General features: G+C 35.8%; 19 protein-coding genes. 2 read left to right on the plus strand and 17 right to left on the minus strand.

Annotation, left to right across the window (positions count from 1 at the left end; translation table 11 throughout):
• Positions 1-3: 3 nt before the first annotated feature.
• From JOD29_RS06005 to JOD29_RS06075, 15 genes are all read right to left on the minus strand, one after another.
• Entirely contained in the window at positions 4-1,365 is a 1,362-nt protein-coding gene (locus tag JOD29_RS06005) for a flagellin N-terminal helical domain-containing protein (protein ID WP_124763732.1), read from the minus strand.
• Positions 1,366-1,513: 148 nt separating this feature from the next.
• On the minus strand, positions 1,514-1,732 hold the full coding sequence (gene csrA, locus JOD29_RS06010) for a carbon storage regulator CsrA (RefSeq protein ID WP_124763733.1): 219 nt from the start codon (positions 1,730-1,732) through the stop codon (positions 1,514-1,516).
• Between the two features lie 4 nt (positions 1,733-1,736).
• Positions 1,737-2,174 carry a flagellar assembly protein FliW gene (gene fliW / locus JOD29_RS06015; RefSeq protein ID WP_124763734.1) on the minus strand — a complete coding sequence of 146 codons (438 nt, stop codon included), beginning with the start codon at positions 2,172-2,174 and terminating at the stop codon, positions 1,737-1,739.
• A gap of 22 nt (positions 2,175-2,196) precedes the next feature.
• Positions 2,197-2,751, minus strand: coding sequence for a DUF6470 family protein (locus JOD29_RS06020; RefSeq protein WP_124763735.1), 555 nt, complete (start codon positions 2,749-2,751; stop codon positions 2,197-2,199).
• Positions 2,752-2,805: 54 nt separating this feature from the next.
• Positions 2,806-3,681: a flagellar hook-associated protein FlgL gene (gene flgL, locus JOD29_RS06025; protein WP_124763736.1), complete on the minus strand. Its 876-nt coding sequence runs from the start codon at positions 3,679-3,681 to the stop codon at positions 2,806-2,808.
• A gap of 15 nt (positions 3,682-3,696) precedes the next feature.
• Positions 3,697-5,421, minus strand: a complete 1,725-nt coding sequence (gene flgK / locus JOD29_RS06030; protein ID WP_124763737.1) for a flagellar hook-associated protein FlgK — start codon at positions 5,419-5,421, stop codon at positions 3,697-3,699.
• Positions 5,422-5,490: 69 nt separating this feature from the next.
• The gene (locus JOD29_RS06035; protein WP_124763738.1) at positions 5,491-5,991 is read right to left on the minus strand and encodes a flagellar protein FlgN; all 501 of its coding nucleotides are present in this window, start codon (positions 5,989-5,991) and stop codon (positions 5,491-5,493) included.
• A gap of 14 nt (positions 5,992-6,005) precedes the next feature.
• Entirely contained in the window at positions 6,006-6,269 is a 264-nt protein-coding gene (gene flgM / locus JOD29_RS06040) for a flagellar biosynthesis anti-sigma factor FlgM (protein WP_124763739.1), read from the minus strand.
• A gap of 164 nt (positions 6,270-6,433) precedes the next feature.
• Positions 6,434-6,850: a TIGR03826 family flagellar region protein gene (locus tag JOD29_RS06045; protein ID WP_124763740.1), complete on the minus strand. Its 417-nt coding sequence runs from the start codon at positions 6,848-6,850 to the stop codon at positions 6,434-6,436.
• A 101-nt stretch (positions 6,851-6,951) separates the two neighbouring features.
• Positions 6,952-7,560: a ComF family protein gene (locus tag JOD29_RS06050; RefSeq protein WP_124763741.1), complete on the minus strand. Its 609-nt coding sequence runs from the start codon at positions 7,558-7,560 to the stop codon at positions 6,952-6,954.
• Positions 7,557-8,996, minus strand: a complete 1,440-nt coding sequence (locus tag JOD29_RS06055; RefSeq protein WP_239585587.1) for an ATP-dependent helicase ComFA — start codon at positions 8,994-8,996, stop codon at positions 7,557-7,559. The genes JOD29_RS06050 and JOD29_RS06055 overlap by 4 nt, the downstream gene beginning before the upstream one ends.
• 200 nt (positions 8,997-9,196) lie before the next feature.
• The gene (locus JOD29_RS06060) at positions 9,197-10,042 is read right to left on the minus strand and encodes a DegV family protein (RefSeq protein WP_124763742.1); all 846 of its coding nucleotides are present in this window, start codon (positions 10,040-10,042) and stop codon (positions 9,197-9,199) included.
• A 210-nt stretch (positions 10,043-10,252) separates the two neighbouring features.
• A complete protein-coding gene (locus tag JOD29_RS06065) occupies positions 10,253-10,789 on the minus strand; it encodes a nuclear transport factor 2 family protein (protein ID WP_124763743.1) in 537 nt (178 codons plus the stop codon).
• A gap of 432 nt (positions 10,790-11,221) precedes the next feature.
• Complete coding sequence (locus tag JOD29_RS06070; RefSeq protein ID WP_124763744.1) at positions 11,222-11,896, minus strand: response regulator; 675 nt, start codon at positions 11,894-11,896, stop codon at positions 11,222-11,224.
• Positions 11,897-11,901: 5 nt separating this feature from the next.
• Positions 11,902-13,098, minus strand: coding sequence for a sensor histidine kinase (locus JOD29_RS06075; protein WP_124763745.1), 1,197 nt, complete (start codon positions 13,096-13,098; stop codon positions 11,902-11,904).
• Positions 13,099-13,252: 154 nt separating this feature from the next.
• Between JOD29_RS06075 and JOD29_RS06080 the strand changes: the two genes are divergently transcribed.
• Positions 13,253-13,891, plus strand: coding sequence for a YigZ family protein (locus JOD29_RS06080; RefSeq protein WP_124763746.1), 639 nt, complete (start codon positions 13,253-13,255; stop codon positions 13,889-13,891).
• Between the two features lie 183 nt (positions 13,892-14,074).
• Positions 14,075-15,136, plus strand: coding sequence for an LCP family protein (locus tag JOD29_RS06085; protein ID WP_124763747.1), 1,062 nt, complete (start codon positions 14,075-14,077; stop codon positions 15,134-15,136).
• Positions 15,137-15,503: 367 nt separating this feature from the next.
• Here the strand turns inward: JOD29_RS06085 and JOD29_RS06090 are convergent, their stop codons facing one another.
• Positions 15,504-17,015 carry a TolC family protein gene (locus JOD29_RS06090; RefSeq protein ID WP_158610529.1) on the minus strand — a complete coding sequence of 504 codons (1,512 nt, stop codon included), beginning with the start codon at positions 17,013-17,015 and terminating at the stop codon, positions 15,504-15,506.
• Between the two features lie 421 nt (positions 17,016-17,436).
• Positions 17,437-18,483, minus strand: coding sequence for a glycosyltransferase family 4 protein (locus JOD29_RS06095; protein WP_124763749.1), 1,047 nt, complete (start codon positions 18,481-18,483; stop codon positions 17,437-17,439).
• Positions 18,484-18,503: the final 20 nt, after the last annotated feature.

The raw sequence follows: 18,503 nt of genomic DNA on the forward strand, positions 1-18,503 counted from the left end.
AAATTAACGAAGTAGTTGTAAAACACCTTGTGGTAATTGGTTTGCTTGAGCAAGCATTGCTTGTGATGCTTGAGAAAGAATAGAATTCTTAGTTTGGTCCATCATTTCTTTCGCCATATCAACGTCACGGATACGAGATTCCGCAGCAGTTAGGTTTTCAGAAGATGTACTTAAATTGTTAATTGTGTGATCTAAACGGTTTTGGTAAGCACCAAGTTTTGAACGTTCTTGTGATACTTTTTGTATTGCATTATCAATTACGGTAATCGCATCAGTAGCTTTTGCTGCACTTGAAATATCAAGAGCATATTCTGTTCCTGTTGTAACATCTTTTGTAATTGCATTAGAAGAGCCAGTTGCAAATACCGCACTTCCTACAGCAGCATCAGCATCTCCACCACCGGAAGTACTAGCGATTCCTAGTGCAACAGAACGCATGTCATTAATATCTAATGTCATTTGTTGGTCATTGTTTGCACCAATTTGGAATGTTAATGTACCATTAGTACCATTTGAACCTTCAGATTGTGGTGTTGAAGATATTGTAAGACCACTCTTATGTTTAATTTGACCGTCACCAGCCTGGCCATCAAATTCTCCACCAGCAGTAGCTGCAATAGTTAACCCTTCAGTACCATCAGAAGTAAATGTAAAATCGCTAATTGAAAGACTTGGATCAGCACCTCGCATTGTTTCAAAAGCCTTTTTCAAACGGTCACCGAGTTCTTCAGGGTTAGAAGTCATAGTAGCAAGTTTAATAGTTTTTGTTCCAGCATTAACTGTATCTGCAGAACCAGTATCTGAATTCGCAACTGTAGCATCAAACTGGATATTATAGTCAGTACCACCGATTGTTAAAACAGTATTTCCTGATGTTCCAGCAACAATCCCAGAAAAATCAAACTTAACACTTTCTTGAGTAGCACCAGAAGTACCCGCACCTTTAGCGTCACCATTTATTAATTTTTTTGTATTGAATTCAGTATTATTACCGATTCTATTAATTTCTTCTGTTAACTGGTTAACCTCTTTTTGTATTTCAGAACGGTCATCTGCAGTATTTGTATCGTTAGCTGCTTGAGTTGCTAATTCACGCATACGTTGAAGAATTTCAGTGGTTTCGTTTAATGCGCCTTCTGCTGTTTGAATTAATGAATTTGCATCTTGTGCATTTGATGATGCTTGATCTAAACCACGAATTTGTCCACGCATCTTCTCTGAAATTGCAAGTCCTGCTGCATCGTCTTTTGCTCCATTAATACGAAGCCCTGAAGATAATTTCTCCATTGAAGCTTGTTGTGCATTGTTTGCATTACCTAATTGACGGTATGTGTTAAGTGCAGCAATGTTGTGATTAATTCTCATTTTAAGTTCCTCCTTGGAATGTATTGCTCACTTCCTTGTGAGCATTTTGTTATGTACAAGAAAACCGAGCCGGCCGGACCCCGTCTTCCTTGTTACATTATTTATATCGGAATCCAAGGAGAATGTTTAATAGATTTTTAGAGATTTTTTATTTATTTTTTGGAGCTTTTAAAAGGGCTAAATTCTTTATCACAGCTTCTGTATTGGATACTGATACATCTTGTCTTAGTTCACCACGTATAACATCAATGCTTCTTGGCGCACGTATGCCGATTTTCACTTGTTCTCCTTTTACTTCGGAAATCACTATTTCGATGTCTTCCCCAATCCAAATTGTCTCGCCTACTTTTCGAGATAATACTAACATGACCTCACCCCTTTATACTTTCTGGAGAGATGTTGTGGCGAATAGCGTATTCCTCATTGTTTAAAATAACTTGCTTTGCTTTATTATTTGTTGTATTCAATACAATTGGTGCTTTTAAGTTTACAGTTGACTCGACCAATGACTCTTTAAGTGACACAATAGTAAAAACTGCTACTTCTTTTTCATCGTTTATTTCTAACGAGTGAATAGTTGCTTCATCTAAATCAAAACTATAGTTTGTTGTAACTGCATATGGACTTGTGATTACAAATGCGAGTTCTTTAGTCTTTGTTGATTGTAAAATTTGAAATATACTATTTTCTTCTATTGGAAGCTGAACAAAATTTTTCTCATCTTCGAATCCTGGAATTCCATGTTCAAAGGTAATGATGTTGGTTGGTTCCACTTCAACTTCTCCCATATATGCTGTTTTGATTTTCATTTTCTGCTCTCCTAACTTATCTTTAAACTAACCAATCAATTTTCATTGAAGGATCTTGTAGCATCTCAACTTTTACTTTTCCGGGTGTGTAGTTGTGGATTGGTTTGTTTGCCTTAGAATTGTTTATAACTTTTTGTTGCTCGACTTGAATATCAACATTTCCAGGTTCAAAGTTTACTTTTACGCTCCCAGCAGATGGGACAAACTTGATATTTAAACTTGAATAAGGTTGTTTCCCCCAATTGGAAGCATGAGAAGCGATTGGATTTCCACCGTTTTCAATACGCATCAATTCATTTCCTTCTTGTGCACGTCGAGCAATCCCATTCATAGCTTCTTCCTGACTATGTTGGGCTACTTCTGAAGTTCTTCTGCGGGAACTTTTTAAATCTAGATCTGCTCTAGCTTCTGTTGTATCAATCGACAATTTCGATTTTGTTGTTTCCATCTTTAAAATGGCTTTTGGTTGTTGTAGGTCGAGATTTGCTTTTGGTTGTTGTATTTCTTGGACAGGCTTTTGAATAGTAAGGCCAATCTGTGCTTTTGTAGATTGTATTTGTAGTTTTGGGATATTCACGGTTTCTCCTCCCTTTAAAGAAAGCGTTTGAACAAATTGTCCAAACGCTTTTCATTATGATAAGAAATCTGTTAACGTAGGTTGAATAATTCGTGCACCTACAGAAAGTGCTGCACGATGGACTGATTCTTGTGCTATCATTTCCGAAATGGCTTTTTCATAATCAATATCTTCATTTTCGGAGACCCTTGTTGTTGCAATAATTTCTTGAGTTGATAGTCGATCTTCCATCAATTCTACACGGTTTTGTCTAGCTCCTACGCCCGCCCGTGTATTGGATAAAGTGCTCATATTAGTATCCATCGTATCTAAGTGTTTGGATAGATCTGTTACCGAATTAGTAATATCATCATCTATTGTCTGGAACATTTGGTCGATCTGTTCAAACATTTTAATAGGTGTTGTATTGGCATTAATCGTAATGCCATTATAGACTTCAATATCCACTTTATTCTCAAAAGCTTTATCTTCTAAATCGTAACCTTTTCCCTCTTGATAAAGTGGGGTTGTTGTTTTTGTACCACTGAAAATATATTTGTCACCAATTTTTGTATTTGCAAGATCTTGAATATGTTCTCTTAACTGTTTAAGCTCACTGTTTATACTTTCACGATCCGAATCTGTCGTTGTTCCGTTCGATGCTTGTACTAATAATTCTCTTGTACGTTGTAATGCGGAACTCACTTTATCTAGAGTATCGTCCGTTGTATCTAGCCAGCTTTCTGCTTCCCCAATATTTCGTTGGAATTGTTCAACTTGAGATAGTTCTGTACGATACTGAATTCCCTTCATGGCAACTACTGGGTCATCAGATGGACGAGTTATTTTCTTTCCTGTATTAATTTGCTCTTGTACTTTGCTAAGCTTCGAATAGCTACTCGATAAATTTCGAAGCATATTATTTGAAAGCATAGTTTGTGTTACGCGCATGATGGGTACCTCCTACTATAATCCTGCACGGCCCAAGCCGTTGATTATTTTGTCTAATATTTCATCGATGACTGAAATCATCCGTGCATTGGCGTTATATGCTTGCTGGAAAGAAATCATATTTGTCATTTCTTCATCCAATGAAACAGAACTAACAGAGGCACGTCTTTCCGTCACTGATTGTTGAAGGGTTTCCGCGTTATATTGCATTCGATTTGCTTCAATCCCATCAACCCCTAATTGTCCGATGATTCCTTCAAAATACGTTTGAACACTACTTCCTTCTAATGAAGATAGAAATTGTGATTTTAGATTAGCAAGTTTTTGAGATTGCTTACCGTTCCCTGGTTCTGCTTGTCCTACTGCAGAATCTGAAGCTGCAATTTTATCAGGGTTATTAATAATATCTTGTGAAACATATATATTTCCAGCTGTTATTTTAGTGGTAGTTCCGTCCGCTTTTGTTACCGTTCCATCTGGTTTTATAACTGTTCCATCAGCAGTTGTGACAGTTCCATCTTCAGCAATGACTGACCCCTCTGCTGAAATTTCAGTCCCATCTATTGCACCTTTTGGAATAAAGAATTGTTCACCCTGATTACCATCAATATCTGTACCTTGAATATGTAACTTATTAAACTCGGCTGCGAACGACATAGCTAATTGGTCAAGTTTCGCAATCATATCAGAGTATAAACTTTTCTCAGTATCTTGGTTACCACTTCCATCTGTTGAATACGAATAAGAATTAACCAGTGATTTCAATTTTCCTAAATCACTGAAATTGTTAATTTTGTTAGTTGTTTCTGTTCCCTCAATTGTCCAATCGTTATTAAGAGGAACATCGTCGCCATTTTCATCCACTTTTACAATGTGGAATCCTGTCACCATTTCTTTTGGGGTAATCCCATCTTCATCTGGTGTGTAGTCTCCAGTGTTACGCAGTTGTGCAAAGTTTTTACCATCCACAAGTTTAACCGTATTGCCGTCTTTTAATTTCAAGGAAACGGTAACAGAACCTTCTGCATTCGTAGCTGAGTTTCCACCAGAAGGGATATTCTTTGTTTCAATAGGAAAATATGAAGATAGTTCATCTAGTAATCTGTCACGAGCGTCATATAAATCATTTGGCGTGTAACCATTTGGTTCAGAAGCTAAAATTTGCTGATTTAAACTCGCGATTTGAGATATAACTGAGTTTGCATCTTTTATAACGACACCAATTTCTGTTCGAGCATTTTCTTTTAATTGAGTAATTGATTTATGCAAGTAGTTAAATGAATCAGCTACTGCAATTCCGCGCTGAACTACAACTGAACGGGCACCACCGTTTTCAGGGTTTACCGTAAGATCTTGTAAAGCAGCGGTAAAATCATCTAGTGCCTTTGACAATCCATATTCTGATGGTTCATTTAAAACATCTTCCATTTGTGAAATAGTTTTCGCTCTTTCCGTCCAATATCCTAATTTACTTGTTTCTTGACGATATTGGCGGTCTACAAAATCATCACGAATTCTTTGGACTGAACCCGCTTCAACCCCTGTACCGAGACTATACTTTGTAGATTGATTATTTAAACCGACACCAGGGTAGGACACTGTTTCTTGTAAATTTACACGTTGTCTTGAATAACCTTCTGTATTTGCATTTGCTATATTATGCCCTGTTGTATAGAGAGCCGTTTGTTGTGTATATAATCCGCGCTTACTTGTTTCTAAGCCCATAAATGTGGAGCGCATAAAGTCTCCTCCTTTTAATCATGTTCTCAATTTCTATGTAAAATATGTGCGGCTAATTTACGCACACTGCTATGCTTGTGAATCAAAATATCCCTTTTTCGGAATTGGGTTTTGGCCGCGCACTTCTTTTCCTGAATAGTTAATTTGTTCAGTACTCGGGCGCATCATTTCCATCGTCATATTAACAAATTGCAATGATTGAAAAACTAACTTTTGGTTCAAGTCATTTTGTTGTTTTAATTCATCAATCACTGAAATTAAGCGTTTACGAACAGCTTGTAATTCACTTTTTTCTGTTTCATCCTCAGTAGCTTCAATGACATCGGCAACAGATGATGTGTCAGCTGGAGCAATTCCTTTTGCTCGAAGGTATTCCGTCACCACTTGCTGACGCTGTTGCTCTAATGTTTCAATCGCGGCTACATGAGATTGCTCAATTTTCAACATTTGATCAAGTTCTTCCATGTCGCCCTTTTTCACAAGCTCCGTTTTGCGGTAAGAATGTTCAAGCAAACTTCTATGCATTTTTTCAAGTTTTTCTAGGATTGTCATAATCGTCTGAACGGACATGGTTTAGAACTCCTTTATTTTTTGTAATATCTCAAAACATCTTCTGCTAACTTATTCGCATCAACTTTGTATTCACCTGATTGAATTTGTTCTTTTAATTTTTGAAGTTTTTCCGTGCGTTCTGTATTGTAGTTTGAAGAAATTTGCATTTCCTTTGCAGCAGAAGAGATTTCGATTTTATCCACTGAAGATGATGATTTCTCACTCATCGGTTTAATGGTGTTTTGTTGTTTCGTATATGGATTCACTGAATGGATTCCGTATGAAGTAATTTTCACAATTGCCTCTTCCCTTCATAAGATTGTCTAATCATTATTTCGGCTCGTTCACGAAATTGTTAAGGATAAATATTAAAAAAGCTCACATTTCTATTATTAACCTTCAATTGTTTATTTTAAATAACAATTGTAAAGTTATTAAACAAAATGCAAGCTTATTATAATTATCGACTTCTTTTTCCAGCTAAATAAGTGGCTCTTTCATTTTCGGTGACTTTATCTTTAAATTCTTGAGTTGCTTCAAACGAACGTAAATCAGCAGTTAGTTCTCCTTTACAACGGTCACACAATTTACCGTTATTTGTTAAACGCCCACAATTGTCGCATGGGTAGCCTAAATTAGGGAACATCGCAGGGTGTAAACGTTTCTTTTTAACCCATTTGTACAATAACTCTTCTTTAACTCCCGTAGCTTCAACAATCCGTTCCACAGTCGCTGCACGATTTTCACGTTTTCGTAAAAAACGATAAACTACCTCATACAGCTCTTCTTCATTTCTCGCACACTTATTACAGATATCTCTTATGCCAATATAATTAAACAATTCTCCACAGCTAGGGCAATTTCTTATTTCAGCCATAATCCATTCCTCCATTATATTTTCGGTTTCCGAAATATAATTATCTATATTCTTTATATCGGCTCTAGGCTACCTAATATTAATAAGAATATGGTGAATTTTTATACTCTAATGAGGGTGAAGGCTGTTACTGAATTAGCACCTGTTTCAAGTAATAAATTTTTTGCATGAGAAATGGTCGTTCCTGTTGTGTATATGTCGTCTATTAACAGGATGTCTTGGTCTTTTACTTGGTCAGTTGAAACCTTTAGTTTAAATATTTGTGGCGTTGTAATACGCTCTTCTCTTGTTTTCTCTCCTTGAGTCTCCATCGTGATTTTATCTAGGAAATGTTCAAAATTAATATTTGCCGCTATTAGCAGTTCATCCACATGGGCAAAGGTTCTTTCTTTTAATTTGACTGGGTGCATTGGTATTGGAACAATAATCGCTTCCTTTTTAGTCAACGATTTATGAATATGATCTCGAAAAACTTTCGCTAGTACAACATCATGCATGAACTTATATAGATGAAGATAGTCTTTCATCACCTCATTATATTGATAGAGTGCGATGACTTCTTCATCTCCTGTTTGCGGATAAAGTTCAAACTTATTCTCGCAATCTTGGCAAATCATTTTAGGATATGCATTGGTTAATAGTGTTTTCCAAGTAATCATTTCATTCAGTGGAGCATTGCACAACAAACAATTCGTCACTTCACGCTTCATACTGTCACCTTCTCGAATCCTTCTTTATTGAGTCGAAGGATTTCCTCTCTTGCGACATCCATTTCCATTGTGATTCCATGATGAAAAAAGACAATTTCCCCGTCAGGAAACTGAACGTTTCGGCCAACTCGACCACTAATTTGAATCAGTGCGCTTGAGGTAAAGATTTTTGATTCTGCCCCGACTACCGCCACTTGCACATTTTTAATGGTGATGCCGCGCTCTAGAATCGTTGTAGTAAGTAGCCCTGGAATTTCTTCATTACGCAGCTTCACTACTTTTTCTTTTCGATTCGGATCTTCAGCATGAACGCTTATTATTTTCGGGTCAATTTCTTGGAATAGAGGCGTTGCGAGCTCCATTAGTTGAATTGTCGGAAAGAAAATTAAGAATGGTGCTTTCTGCTCTAATCTAGTTTTCATCCAACTGATTAGTTTTGGTGGAAGTTTGCCCTTATTTATTTTTTTATCGTATGACCAAAGTGATACAAATCGAGGGACCGGTAGAGGGTAGCCGTGATATCTTCTTGGGATAAAAGAGTGACCCCAGTTCTCTTGTTTTACTTGGGAAAGAATTTTTAGAGAAGGTGTAGCCGTAACGAATGCAATGGGTGCCTCATTCTTCCTCACTTTGTAAACAGCCTTTTGTAGAGCTTGATCGGAAGTATATGGAAAAGCATCTGCCTCATCCACTATGACCACATCAAAGGCTTTTTCAAATCTAAAGAGTTGGTGAGTCGTTGCAATGACAAGCTGTGCAAAACCTGGTTGTTTCGGGGAACCCCCATAGTAGGCATGAAGAATCGTATTTGGGAAGACTTTTTGAAAACGTGGAAAAAGCTCTAACACAACATCAGTACGGGGTGTTGCAACGCAAACTCGCAACCCCTTATTGAGCGCAAAGTGAACTGCTGGAAAAAGTATTTCTGTTTTTCCTGCCCCACAAACTGCATGAATAAGATGATTTCTCTTCAAATTGATGCTCGCGATTAATTCATTAGATGCTTGCTCTTGAGCCTTCGTGAATTTCCCTTCCCAAGCTAGTTCGTGATGGTGCTTGAAGTTTGGTACAGGTCCACTCCAAACAATCAAATCCGTACACCTACTCATTCGCCCCATATTAATGCAATGTCTACAGTAAACACAAAGCTCATTACAGCGAGCACATTCAAATTGGATAAATTCTTCTTGGTTCTCATTGTGGCATCGGTTGCATTTGAAGAATTTTTGTTTGAATAGGTTAGGTGATTGAATCACAGTGATGGCAGAACGGATGGAGAGATGGTTGGAGTTTATATACTTTTCAATCTTTTCTTTTGGGAAGGGGGTGTTGTTACGTGTCCAAATTCGACCGATGAAAAAGTCTCGGATTTGCGGTTCGATCATGATACCTTTGTAATTTCGGTAATCATTTTGTTTTGAAAGTTTTTTGTGCATGGTTGTCCTCCTTTAGGAAATATAATTTATCCGCCATTATTTCTAATTTATCCGCCAAGCGACTTTTCATAGTATATAGAATAATTTTCCATTTAATTTTATGCTTTCAACTAAAAAAATAGCCCCTACCCAAAAGTAGAGACTATCACCTTTAACGCTATTTAAATTTTTAACGAACCTTCTTGCTAGCAAGGTAAACCTTAATCCACCTTCACCCACCCTAAACCTAGTGCTCCTTCACCTAAGTGAGTTCCGATAACAGGACCGAAGTAGCTGATGTTAAAGTGAACGTTTGGATAAGCTGAGGATAATTGCGCCATCCATTCTTGCGCTTCACTTTCGCTGTTTGCGTGAATGATTGTTGCTTGAAGTTGGTCATACTTCGCCGCATCTTTTGCGAGTATTTCCTCGACTCGGCGTAAGGCTTTTTTCTTCGTACGAATTTTTTCAAACGGAACGATGACTTTATTCTCAAAATTTAGAATTGGCTTCACTTGCAATAAACCACCAACGAGTGCCGCCGCTGCAGATAATCTTCCTCCACGTTGTAGATGGGATAAATCATCGACAATAAAGTATGCGTCCATTGATTTTTTCATTTCTTCAAGTTTGTCCAAAATTTCCTGAGCGGATGCACCTTCTTGAGCCATCTGTGCAGCCTTTAGTGCATAGTATCCTTGAGGTGAACAAGAGATTTCACTGTCGAATGCGTGGACTTTTATGCCTTCGACCATGTCACCTGCTTGTACAGCTCCTTGGTATGTCCCACTGATGCCACTTGATAAATGGATTGAAATCACTTCATCATAGTCTTTAGAAAGTTCCTCAAAAAGTTGTACAAACTTCCCAACTGGTGGTTGTGTAGTTTTTGGGAACGTCTTTGCTCCGCGCGCTTTTCTGTAAAACTCAGAAGCAGTGATTTCAACTTCTTCTTCGTAACTTCCATCTTCTAAATTGACACTTAAAGGAATCATCCGAATGTTGTAGCGTGTGCGTTCTTCCGGTGTTAAATATGCTGTACTATCGGTTACGACTGCAATACTCATGAATTTTCCCACTCTCCTATGTACATTATATTACCGTAACTACTAGATTATGTGAACTATAAACTAAAAATGCATTCAAACTCATATTTTGCTCCGCGATACATAATAATACATGCGTTATCTACATAACACTTAAATGACCTTTTAGTAATATCTGACCAATAAAAAAGACCGCCTCCAAAGTCATGAGGCGACCCATTAGTACTTAATTTATGATTCATTCCCGATATAATAAATACTTGAAACTTTCCAAGCTCCGTCTTCTTTATCGAATACCGTTACTTGTCGACCAGTATTTGAGAGTTGTGATCCTGTTGCGAATTCTGTTGTATCCGTAATCAGATTTGAAAATACTTGGGCTTCTTCTTCGCTATATTTTACAATTGTTACATCAGAAGCTGTCTTTTTAACATCGTAATTTTTAAAAGCAGTTTCTACCGCTAGGATGTCTTCTTCATAGTCAAACCCTTGTGGATCTTTTGATAACGTGTTTGTGTATCGATTAATATCTTTTGCATTGAATGAAGCAATATATTCATCAAAAGCTGCGAGTATTGCCTTCTTGTCCTCTTTTGGTATATCCGTTACTTCTTCTACTTTATCTCCAAGTACCTCAAAACCTACAGTACCTTCGTCAATAATTTCTTTTGTTTCAGCTGGATCTAGTACTTCTTCTTTTTTATTGCCACAAGCTGCTAGCGTAAGCATAGCTATGACAGCCATTACTGCTATTAACCAATTTTTCATAAACTTGTAACCCTCCCGCGCATATTGTAGCATAGTTTGATTTACTATGCCTATCGACTTAGCTTTCGCGAAAACGGTAGTCCTTTTCGTTTTCTGTATTTATTTGGTGAAGTCATTCTCTAAAGACGCTCGGATTTCGTTTTAGTTTCATATATTTATTTTGATGAAAAAACATTTCATTTATCGATTATCTTGGGAAAAGTTTGGATTTTTATACGAACTCATAATAAATACATTCTCCCTTTCTACTATTCACAATAAAAGATAATAAAAAAATTCCAACCAACAATCCTCCAAATGGAAAATTGCTAATTGGAATTTCACCCTTTATCCTTTTATTGCATCCTAATCTTTCTTCTAGCACTCAATTAAAGCCAAATACATTAGAGCTTCAATTGACTACTATCCTATCAAATTATCTAGTTTTTTAAATTAACGCACTTCAACCCAGCCGTTTTTGATTGCAGTAACTACGGCTTGTGTACGGTCGTTTACGTTCATTTTTTGTAAAATACTTGAAACGTGATTTTTAACCGTTTTTTCTGAGATGAATAAAGTTTCACCAATTGCACGGTTTGATTGTCCATCAGTTAGTAATTGCAGAACTTCACATTCACGTTTTGTTAGTAAATGGAATGGACGACGAATTTCTGTTTGATGGAAATTGCCTTTATTTTCATGTTCGCTTAAGCGACGGAATTCAGCCACTAAATTTTTTGTTACTTTTGGATGTAAGTATGAGCCACCGTTTGCCACTACTTTAATGGCTTCAACGATTTCGTCAGCATCCATTTCTTTTAGCATGTAGCCTAATGCACCTGATTTTAATGCATGAGTTACATATGATTCATCATCATGGATTGATAGCATAATCACTTTTGCTTCAGGGAATTCTACAAGTAAATCAGCAGTTGCTTCAACACCATTTTTCCCTGGCATATTGATGTCCATTAACACTACATCTGGTAAGTTTTCACGGTATAACTTTAGACCATCTGTACCGTCATCACCTTCTGCCACTACTTCAAATGTTTCTTCAAAATCTAATATACGTTTTACACCTTCACGGAATAGTTGGTGGTCATCTATAATAATAATTTTCGTCATGGTTTCTACCCCTTTTGCTTGAGCTTTTGAATCTCATTATTTTTTATCATTGGAAGACCTTCAGAAAGTGGAATTTTAAATAATACTGAAGTACCTTTACCAACTTCGCTTTGAATATCCATTTTGCCTTTTAGGAGGTCGATTCGTTCTTTCATACCAAGAATTCCGAATGATTGATCTCTTACTTTACATTTATCAAAGCCTTGACCATTATCTTTCACACTAACATTTAGCAACTTCGGAAGCCACTCAAGTCTTACCCAAACATCTTTTGACTTCCCGTGTTTTATGGAATTATTAACACTTTCTTGAACTAATCGGAAGACCGACACTTCATAATCAGAAGGAAGTCGCTTTTCTCCATTATTTGTTTGAAAATGAATGACAACACCAGGGTTATACTCCATTGTCGTTGATAAGTACTTTTTCAAAGTCGGAACTATTCCTAAGTCATCAAGTGCCATTGGACGTAAATCATAAATAATTCTGCGCACTTCCGATAAAGCGTTACGAACAGTTACTTTCAAGTCAGCAATTTCCTTCATTGCTGCATCTATGCCTTTGTCGCGATATGTTCGGTCAATTAAGTCTGTACGCATTAAAACATTGGCCATCATTTGAGCTGGTCCATCGTGAATTTCACGAGATACGCGTTTTCTTTCTTTTTCCTGAGCAGCGATAATTTTAATGCCCAATTCTGTTTTCATTTTAGCTTTTTCTAATACGGAACTTAGATTCTTTAAATCGGTTGTTAAATAATTTAACACAACATTTACTTGATTAACGATATGGTCAGCTCGCTCAATCGTATCGTATAATGTTTTTAAACGGCGTTCTAAATCGTCTCGTCTTTCACGAAGTCTTTTTTCTTCTGCTTTTGATAAAGATAATTTGATTTGAAAATGATTGGCGGTTTCATATGCTTCACGTACTTGAGTTTCAGTATACTTATTAAAGTATTTACTTACTTCTACTAGACGTTGCTTAGCCAATTTGGTTTGCTGTTCTAATAAATCACTTTCATCTATAACGATTTTTAATTGTGTTTTAATTAACTCGAGTTCCTTCATCATTTCATCGAAGCTATTTCGACTTTGTTCACCAATCACAAAAATATCATTTTTTGAATTCGTAATGGAATCAATCATTCGGTTAAAAATGACGTCCAATGAACTTATATCGAATTTCTGATCTTGAAACATAACCTTTCCCCAATCTAATTGGATTATATGGTTCTAATTGCTATACCAGTAAGTAAAGTAGTTCTAGACTATTATATCATTAAGTATACGATTTTTTTAGTAATTTTCTTCCTAGTGATGAATTGAAATATTTGAAATAAAAGGAGAATATATAATGCGGAATGACTATAAGACAGTAAAAGGATATGGAGAAAGCGAAATTGTATTATCAAAATCTCGTTTTATTACATATGTAGATCGTGCTGAAACTGAAGAAGAAGCACTTAATTTTATCAATAAAATCAAAAAAATGCATCCAAATGCAACACATAATTGTTCTTGCTACATGATTGGTGAACATGACAATATCCAAAAGGCCAATGATGACGGGGAACCAAGTGGTACTGCAGGCGTCCCTATGTTAGAAGTCCTAAAAAAACAGGGATTGAAAGATACTGTTGTTGTCGTGACACGTTACTTCGGTGGAATAAAACTCGGCGGTGGCGGTCTTATTCGTGCATATGGCAAGGCAACAACTGAAGGAATAAGTGCTGCACAGGTTGTAGAGCGAAAATTGCACCATATCATGAAAGTATCCATCGATTATACATGGCTTGGAAAAGTGGAAAATGAAATTCGCAGTTCTTCTTATACTTTACAAGAAATCCAATATGCAGAAGATGTCGAAGTTTTTGTAAATGTTTTAAAAGCTGAAGAAGAAGCTTTCGTGCAATGGATCACAGAGCTAACCAATGGACAAGCCAAAGTAGACTGTGTCGATCAACAATTTGTTGAATTTGTAATATCGAAATAAAATTTTTATTTTACTGTTTTTCGACATCATAGTATAATGAATCGTATTGAATATTTTTTTCTTTTCAGCTGACATTATATATATCGAATTTTTTTGTGCTGTACTTCATCGTTTCAACATACTTAATATGGTGGAATGATTCATTTACTATATATACGATTCCCAACTTAGAGGAGAGTTTAAATGAGAAGATCAGAAAAGAGCCAGAAGAAAAGGTCCAAGCTATCTTTAACTTTAAAAGTAATACTTATGCTGGCCGCCTCACTTTTAATATGCGTATCAGCTTACGGCATTTATATAACTAAAAAAGCGGAAAAAGCCGCTAACAATTCCTATGAAGAACTTGGAGATCGATCCATTTCTGATTTACGTGAAGCAAAAGTTGAACCCATTACAGATAATATCTCAGTTCTATTTGTCGGAGTTGATGATAGTGAAAAACGTGGCCAAGGCGCAGAACATTCCCGTTCCGATGCATTAGTATTGGCAACGTTAAACAACAAGTCAAAAACGGTTAAATTGGTAAGTATTCCCCGTGACTCAAATGTATACATCCCATACGTCGGATATAACGATAAAATCACTCATGCACACGCATACGGTGGAACTTTAGCCACAATCGAAACAGTGGAAAATCTTTTCGATGTTCCTGTAGATTACTACGTCCGAATGAATTTTGAAGCATTTATCGATGTAATTGATGCATTAGGCGGAATCACAGTCGATGTAAATATCCCGCATGCCTTTACAGAAAAAGATGAATTTGATAAATACACAGTAGAACTAACACCTGGACCAGACCAACATTTAAATGGTAGTCAAGCTTTAGCTTTAGCACGTACACGTAAAATCGATAGTGATATCGAACGCGGTAAACGCCAACAAGATATCATTAAAGCGATGGCAAAAGAAGCAGCTTCTATTAAATCCATTACAAAATACGGTGATGTAATTGATGCTGTTGGCGATAACATGAAAACAGACATGACATTTGATGAAATGAAAGCCTTATTCAGTTATCTGTTGAATGGCATTCCACAAATCGATACACTTCAATTAGTCGGATACGATGACTGGTCAACAGGCACTTACTATTACACATTAGATGAAGAATCACTTAAAGAAACAAAATCAATTTTACAAAGTCATCTTGGATTAATCCCAGATACTTCTAACATTTCTGGCACACAAAATGATACAGGCGTAACTGAAAATACTCAAGGTTACGAAAGCGAAAATCAATAATTGTATAGGATGCGGAGGAATCTTAATATTCCTTCGCGTTTTTTACGTTTAGCTATCGACTGTAATATTGGGATGCTGAACAAACTTCGTTTTCTCTTTGAAATTTTTATATATTCTCCCATTCCGGCGACTTCACAATTCCAAATAATCAATTCCAACTCCCATATAACACTCTTTCTAATTTCAATCAATTTTATTCATTAAAGTTTTTCCCTTGAATAACAATATTTATGACTTAAAAAATCTATTTTATCTCTCTCTTTTCTTCTGTAAATTACAAAAAAAGAAAACACATCTTTTTTTGATGTGCTTTCTTTATCTTCTATATTTTATTTAGAGAATCCTAACTCTCATTCTAGAAACTAAATTAATTTGTTGGAATTACACCATCTTCAATTAACTCAACTTTTTTCGTTAATAGGTAATATTGATATTTTGCAATGTTATACTTTAACTCTGCTTGTTTTACGGTTAAATTAGTTGAATCATAGTCTAATTTTGAAATTAGCCCTAATTCAAATCGTGTTTTATACTCTTCATTATCTTTTTGAGCAACTTCTAAATCTTCACTCAATTTTATTAATTCTTGGTATTGATGTCGTACTTGATAAAATTGATTCTTAATTGATTTCTCTAATTCTGCTTCTAATGATTCAATTTTTAATTTAGCTATATCTACATCAATTTCCGCGATATCTTCATCTTGTTTTCTTCTGTTTTCAACTAAGTCTTCTAAATCATCTAATCTATCTTCTGCCTGTTGAAGTGCTGTTCTTGCATTGACCATATTGTAACTATTGTGAATAAGCTCTTCAGTTGATGTTAGTTGTTCTACTAAAGCAAGCTGGCCTAAGTCTGGTTTTACAAGTGTGTAGTCTTCATTGTATGTAATGCCAATTGTTAATGCAAAGGTTGCTTTATCATTATTTAATTGTCTTTCCAATTGAGCAATTTCAGTCTCCAAATCTTTCAAATCCCGTTTAGAATCTTCATAATCATTGAGAGAAATAAAACCAAGCTCATATTTTACTTTTGCTGCATTTACTTGACTTTGTTGCGTTGAAAGGGAATCCTTCATAAAATCAATTTGAGCTTGCGTTTGCATTAATCCAAGAAATGAGGAAGTTATAGATACTTCCATACTTTCACGCTGTATTACTCTATTATTGAAAGTTTGTGTTCTACTTAAATCATATTGATTTAAAGTTGCTTCTAGAGTGCTAATCGTGCTCGAAAGCGTAGTGATTTGAGAGTTTACAAGATTCAACTTTTCTTGAAGCAATTGATTTTGCTGATATTTCTCAAATACTTTTAAATACTCTTTTGTAGAATTGAGGAATTGTAATAAGTAATTTACTGTACTATCAAGACCGTTAGAAACGTCCGAAGCACTTACTCCAACCTCTATATCACTAGGTTGGATATTTAGCTCGTCTAGTGACTTAATTAAATTATTCAACTCTTCATTTAAATTAATTGAAATCGAATCTGGAGAAGTTATTGAGGCAGAATCAGGTGAAGTAGCTTCTTCTAATTGCTTTTCCAGTTCTGCTTTTTGTTTTTGGGCACTTTCAAGCGAGCTCTCTGCACTGTCATAAAGATCATCATACTTATCTTCATTTTCCTTCAAACTTTCAAGTGTTAATTCTAGTTCCATTAATGAATAACTACTGTTTGTTCCATAACGAATGGCTTCTTCTAATGTTAACTCATTGACCGAAACTCTTTCTACAAATCTTTCGTTCTCTTCTTTTTTCTTGCTATTACTATCTGCAACTACATTAATTGGAGCTTTATTTACTTCAGCTGCTAAGACTGTAGGTGAAATACTACCAACCATTAAAAGTGCAGCTAGTCCAATCGTTAATCCTTTTGTCATTAAGTTAACCCTCTCTTTCAAATTCAAGTATATTAGCATATACATTCTATATTAATACCTTAAGTAATCAATATATCACTAGAGTAATGTCTTCAGAATCCTCTTTTAAAGGAAATTCTGAACTTTACTTCTAAATATGCTTTTCTAATATAGATATTTTTTGTTTTGTATCCTCCTAACACTTTGGAACTATTGGTCACTTTTGAACTTACCAGTTCAACTAAATTTTACCTATCCTTTATTCAAGTGTCAACGAAATTAAAATGTAATGATTTCATTAATTTTTCACACAATTAAATACTTCTTGTTACTCTATTGATCCTACCGGTAACCTAAATATGCTTTCCACCAATATACAAAAACCACTACTTTTAATTCAATTAAAAGTAGTGGCTATAAGTTAAATTCATAGTCAACTGATTTATTTATTAAAAATTCGTACTAGATTAATGAGTGGTTTGTAGTTTTTACCAGCTAGTCCAATTATTTCGACGAACAGTTCAATCGCTACTAAAATCACTGTTACTAGTAAGATAGCTCCCCAAAGTTTTGCCATTGAGAAGATTACTGCTGCAAGGCCAAACATGGCTGCAATTCCGTAAATAATTAAGACTGTTTGACGATGTGAGAATCCCATATCAATTAAACGGTGATGTAAATGGGATTTGTCTGGATCTGACCATTTTTGTTTGTTTCGATAACGACGAACAATTGCAAAGAATGTATCAGAGATTGGAACACCAAGCATAATAACCGGGATGATAAATGAAACGACCGTAATATTTTTAAAACCAAGTAAGGATAAGACCGCAATCATAAACCCTAAGAATAAGGCCCCAGTATCACCCATGAAAATTTTCGCTGGGTGGAAATTATAAAATAAGAAACCAATTGTTGCACAAGCTAAAATGGCTGCCATTGCGATAACAAAACCATTTCCCATAATCATAGCCATTCCCGCTAGTGTAATGAATGCGATTGTGGAAACACCTGCTGCAAGTCCATCTAATCCATCAATTAGGTTCACGGCATTTGTAATACCGATAATCCACACGATTGTAAATGGGATACTTAAAAATCCAAAATCTAACTGCCCATCATTAAAAGGTAAGTTGATGAATTCAATTTGAATTCCACCAAAGAATACGATGATGATCGCTGCTAGTAATTGCCCTAGCATCTTTGCTTTTGCGGAAATCTCATACATATCATCTAAAACACCAGTAATGACAATAACTGTAGCCCCTAAAACGATGGCTAATGTGTATTGACTTTCAGGTCGTAAAATTAGAAGTCCAATTAAAAATGCAAGATAGATGGCTAAACCACCTAGTCGTGGCATAATGCGCGAATGAACTTTTCGATAGTTCGGTGCATCAACTGCTCCAATTCGAAAGGCCAAACGCTTTACTAGTGGAGTTAGTAAAATGGCTGCGACAAGCGCCACGAATAAAGACACGTAAATCATGTCTCTCCTCCTCAAAAAAT

The organism is Lysinibacillus composti (assembly GCF_016908465.1).
Lineage (GTDB): Bacteria > Bacillota > Bacilli > Bacillales_A > Planococcaceae > Ureibacillus > Ureibacillus composti_A.

Excerpts from the sequence above, each read along its gene's own strand:
- JOD29_RS06005 (WP_124763732.1), bottom strand. The coding sequence starts at position 1,365 with ATGAGAATTAATCACAACATTGCTGCACTTAACACATACCGTCAATTA.
- csrA (WP_124763733.1), bottom strand. The coding sequence starts at position 1,732 with ATGTTAGTATTATCTCGAAAAGTAGGCGAGACAATTTGGATTGGGGAA.
- fliW (WP_124763734.1), bottom strand. The coding sequence starts at position 2,174 with ATGAAAATCAAAACAGCATATATGGGAGAAGTTGAAGTGGAACCAACC.
- flgL (WP_124763736.1), bottom strand. The coding sequence starts at position 3,681 with ATGCGCGTAACACAAACTATGCTTTCAAATAATATGCTTCGAAATTTA.
- flgK (WP_124763737.1), bottom strand. The coding sequence starts at position 5,421 with ATGCGCTCCACATTTATGGGCTTAGAAACAAGTAAGCGCGGATTATAT.
- JOD29_RS06035 (WP_124763738.1), bottom strand. The coding sequence starts at position 5,991 with ATGTCCGTTCAGACGATTATGACAATCCTAGAAAAACTTGAAAAAATG.
- JOD29_RS06045 (WP_124763740.1), bottom strand. The coding sequence starts at position 6,850 with ATGGCTGAAATAAGAAATTGCCCTAGCTGTGGAGAATTGTTTAATTAT.
- JOD29_RS06050 (WP_124763741.1), bottom strand. The coding sequence starts at position 7,560 with ATGAAGCGTGAAGTGACGAATTGTTTGTTGTGCAATGCTCCACTGAAT.
- JOD29_RS06055 (WP_239585587.1), bottom strand. The coding sequence starts at position 8,996 with ATGCACAAAAAACTTTCAAAACAAAATGATTACCGAAATTACAAAGGT.
- JOD29_RS06060 (WP_124763742.1), bottom strand. The coding sequence starts at position 10,042 with ATGAGTATTGCAGTCGTAACCGATAGTACAGCATATTTAACACCGGAA.
- JOD29_RS06065 (WP_124763743.1), bottom strand. The coding sequence starts at position 10,789 with ATGAAAAATTGGTTAATAGCAGTAATGGCTGTCATAGCTATGCTTACG.
- JOD29_RS06070 (WP_124763744.1), bottom strand. The coding sequence starts at position 11,896 with ATGACGAAAATTATTATTATAGATGACCACCAACTATTCCGTGAAGGT.
- JOD29_RS06075 (WP_124763745.1), bottom strand. The coding sequence starts at position 13,098 with ATGTTTCAAGATCAGAAATTCGATATAAGTTCATTGGACGTCATTTTT.
- JOD29_RS06080 (WP_124763746.1), top strand. The coding sequence starts at position 13,253 with ATGCGGAATGACTATAAGACAGTAAAAGGATATGGAGAAAGCGAAATT.
- JOD29_RS06085 (WP_124763747.1), top strand. The coding sequence starts at position 14,075 with ATGAGAAGATCAGAAAAGAGCCAGAAGAAAAGGTCCAAGCTATCTTTA.
- JOD29_RS06090 (WP_158610529.1), bottom strand. The coding sequence starts at position 17,015 with ATGACAAAAGGATTAACGATTGGACTAGCTGCACTTTTAATGGTTGGT.
- JOD29_RS06095 (WP_124763749.1), bottom strand. The coding sequence starts at position 18,483 with ATGATTTACGTGTCTTTATTCGTGGCGCTTGTCGCAGCCATTTTACTA.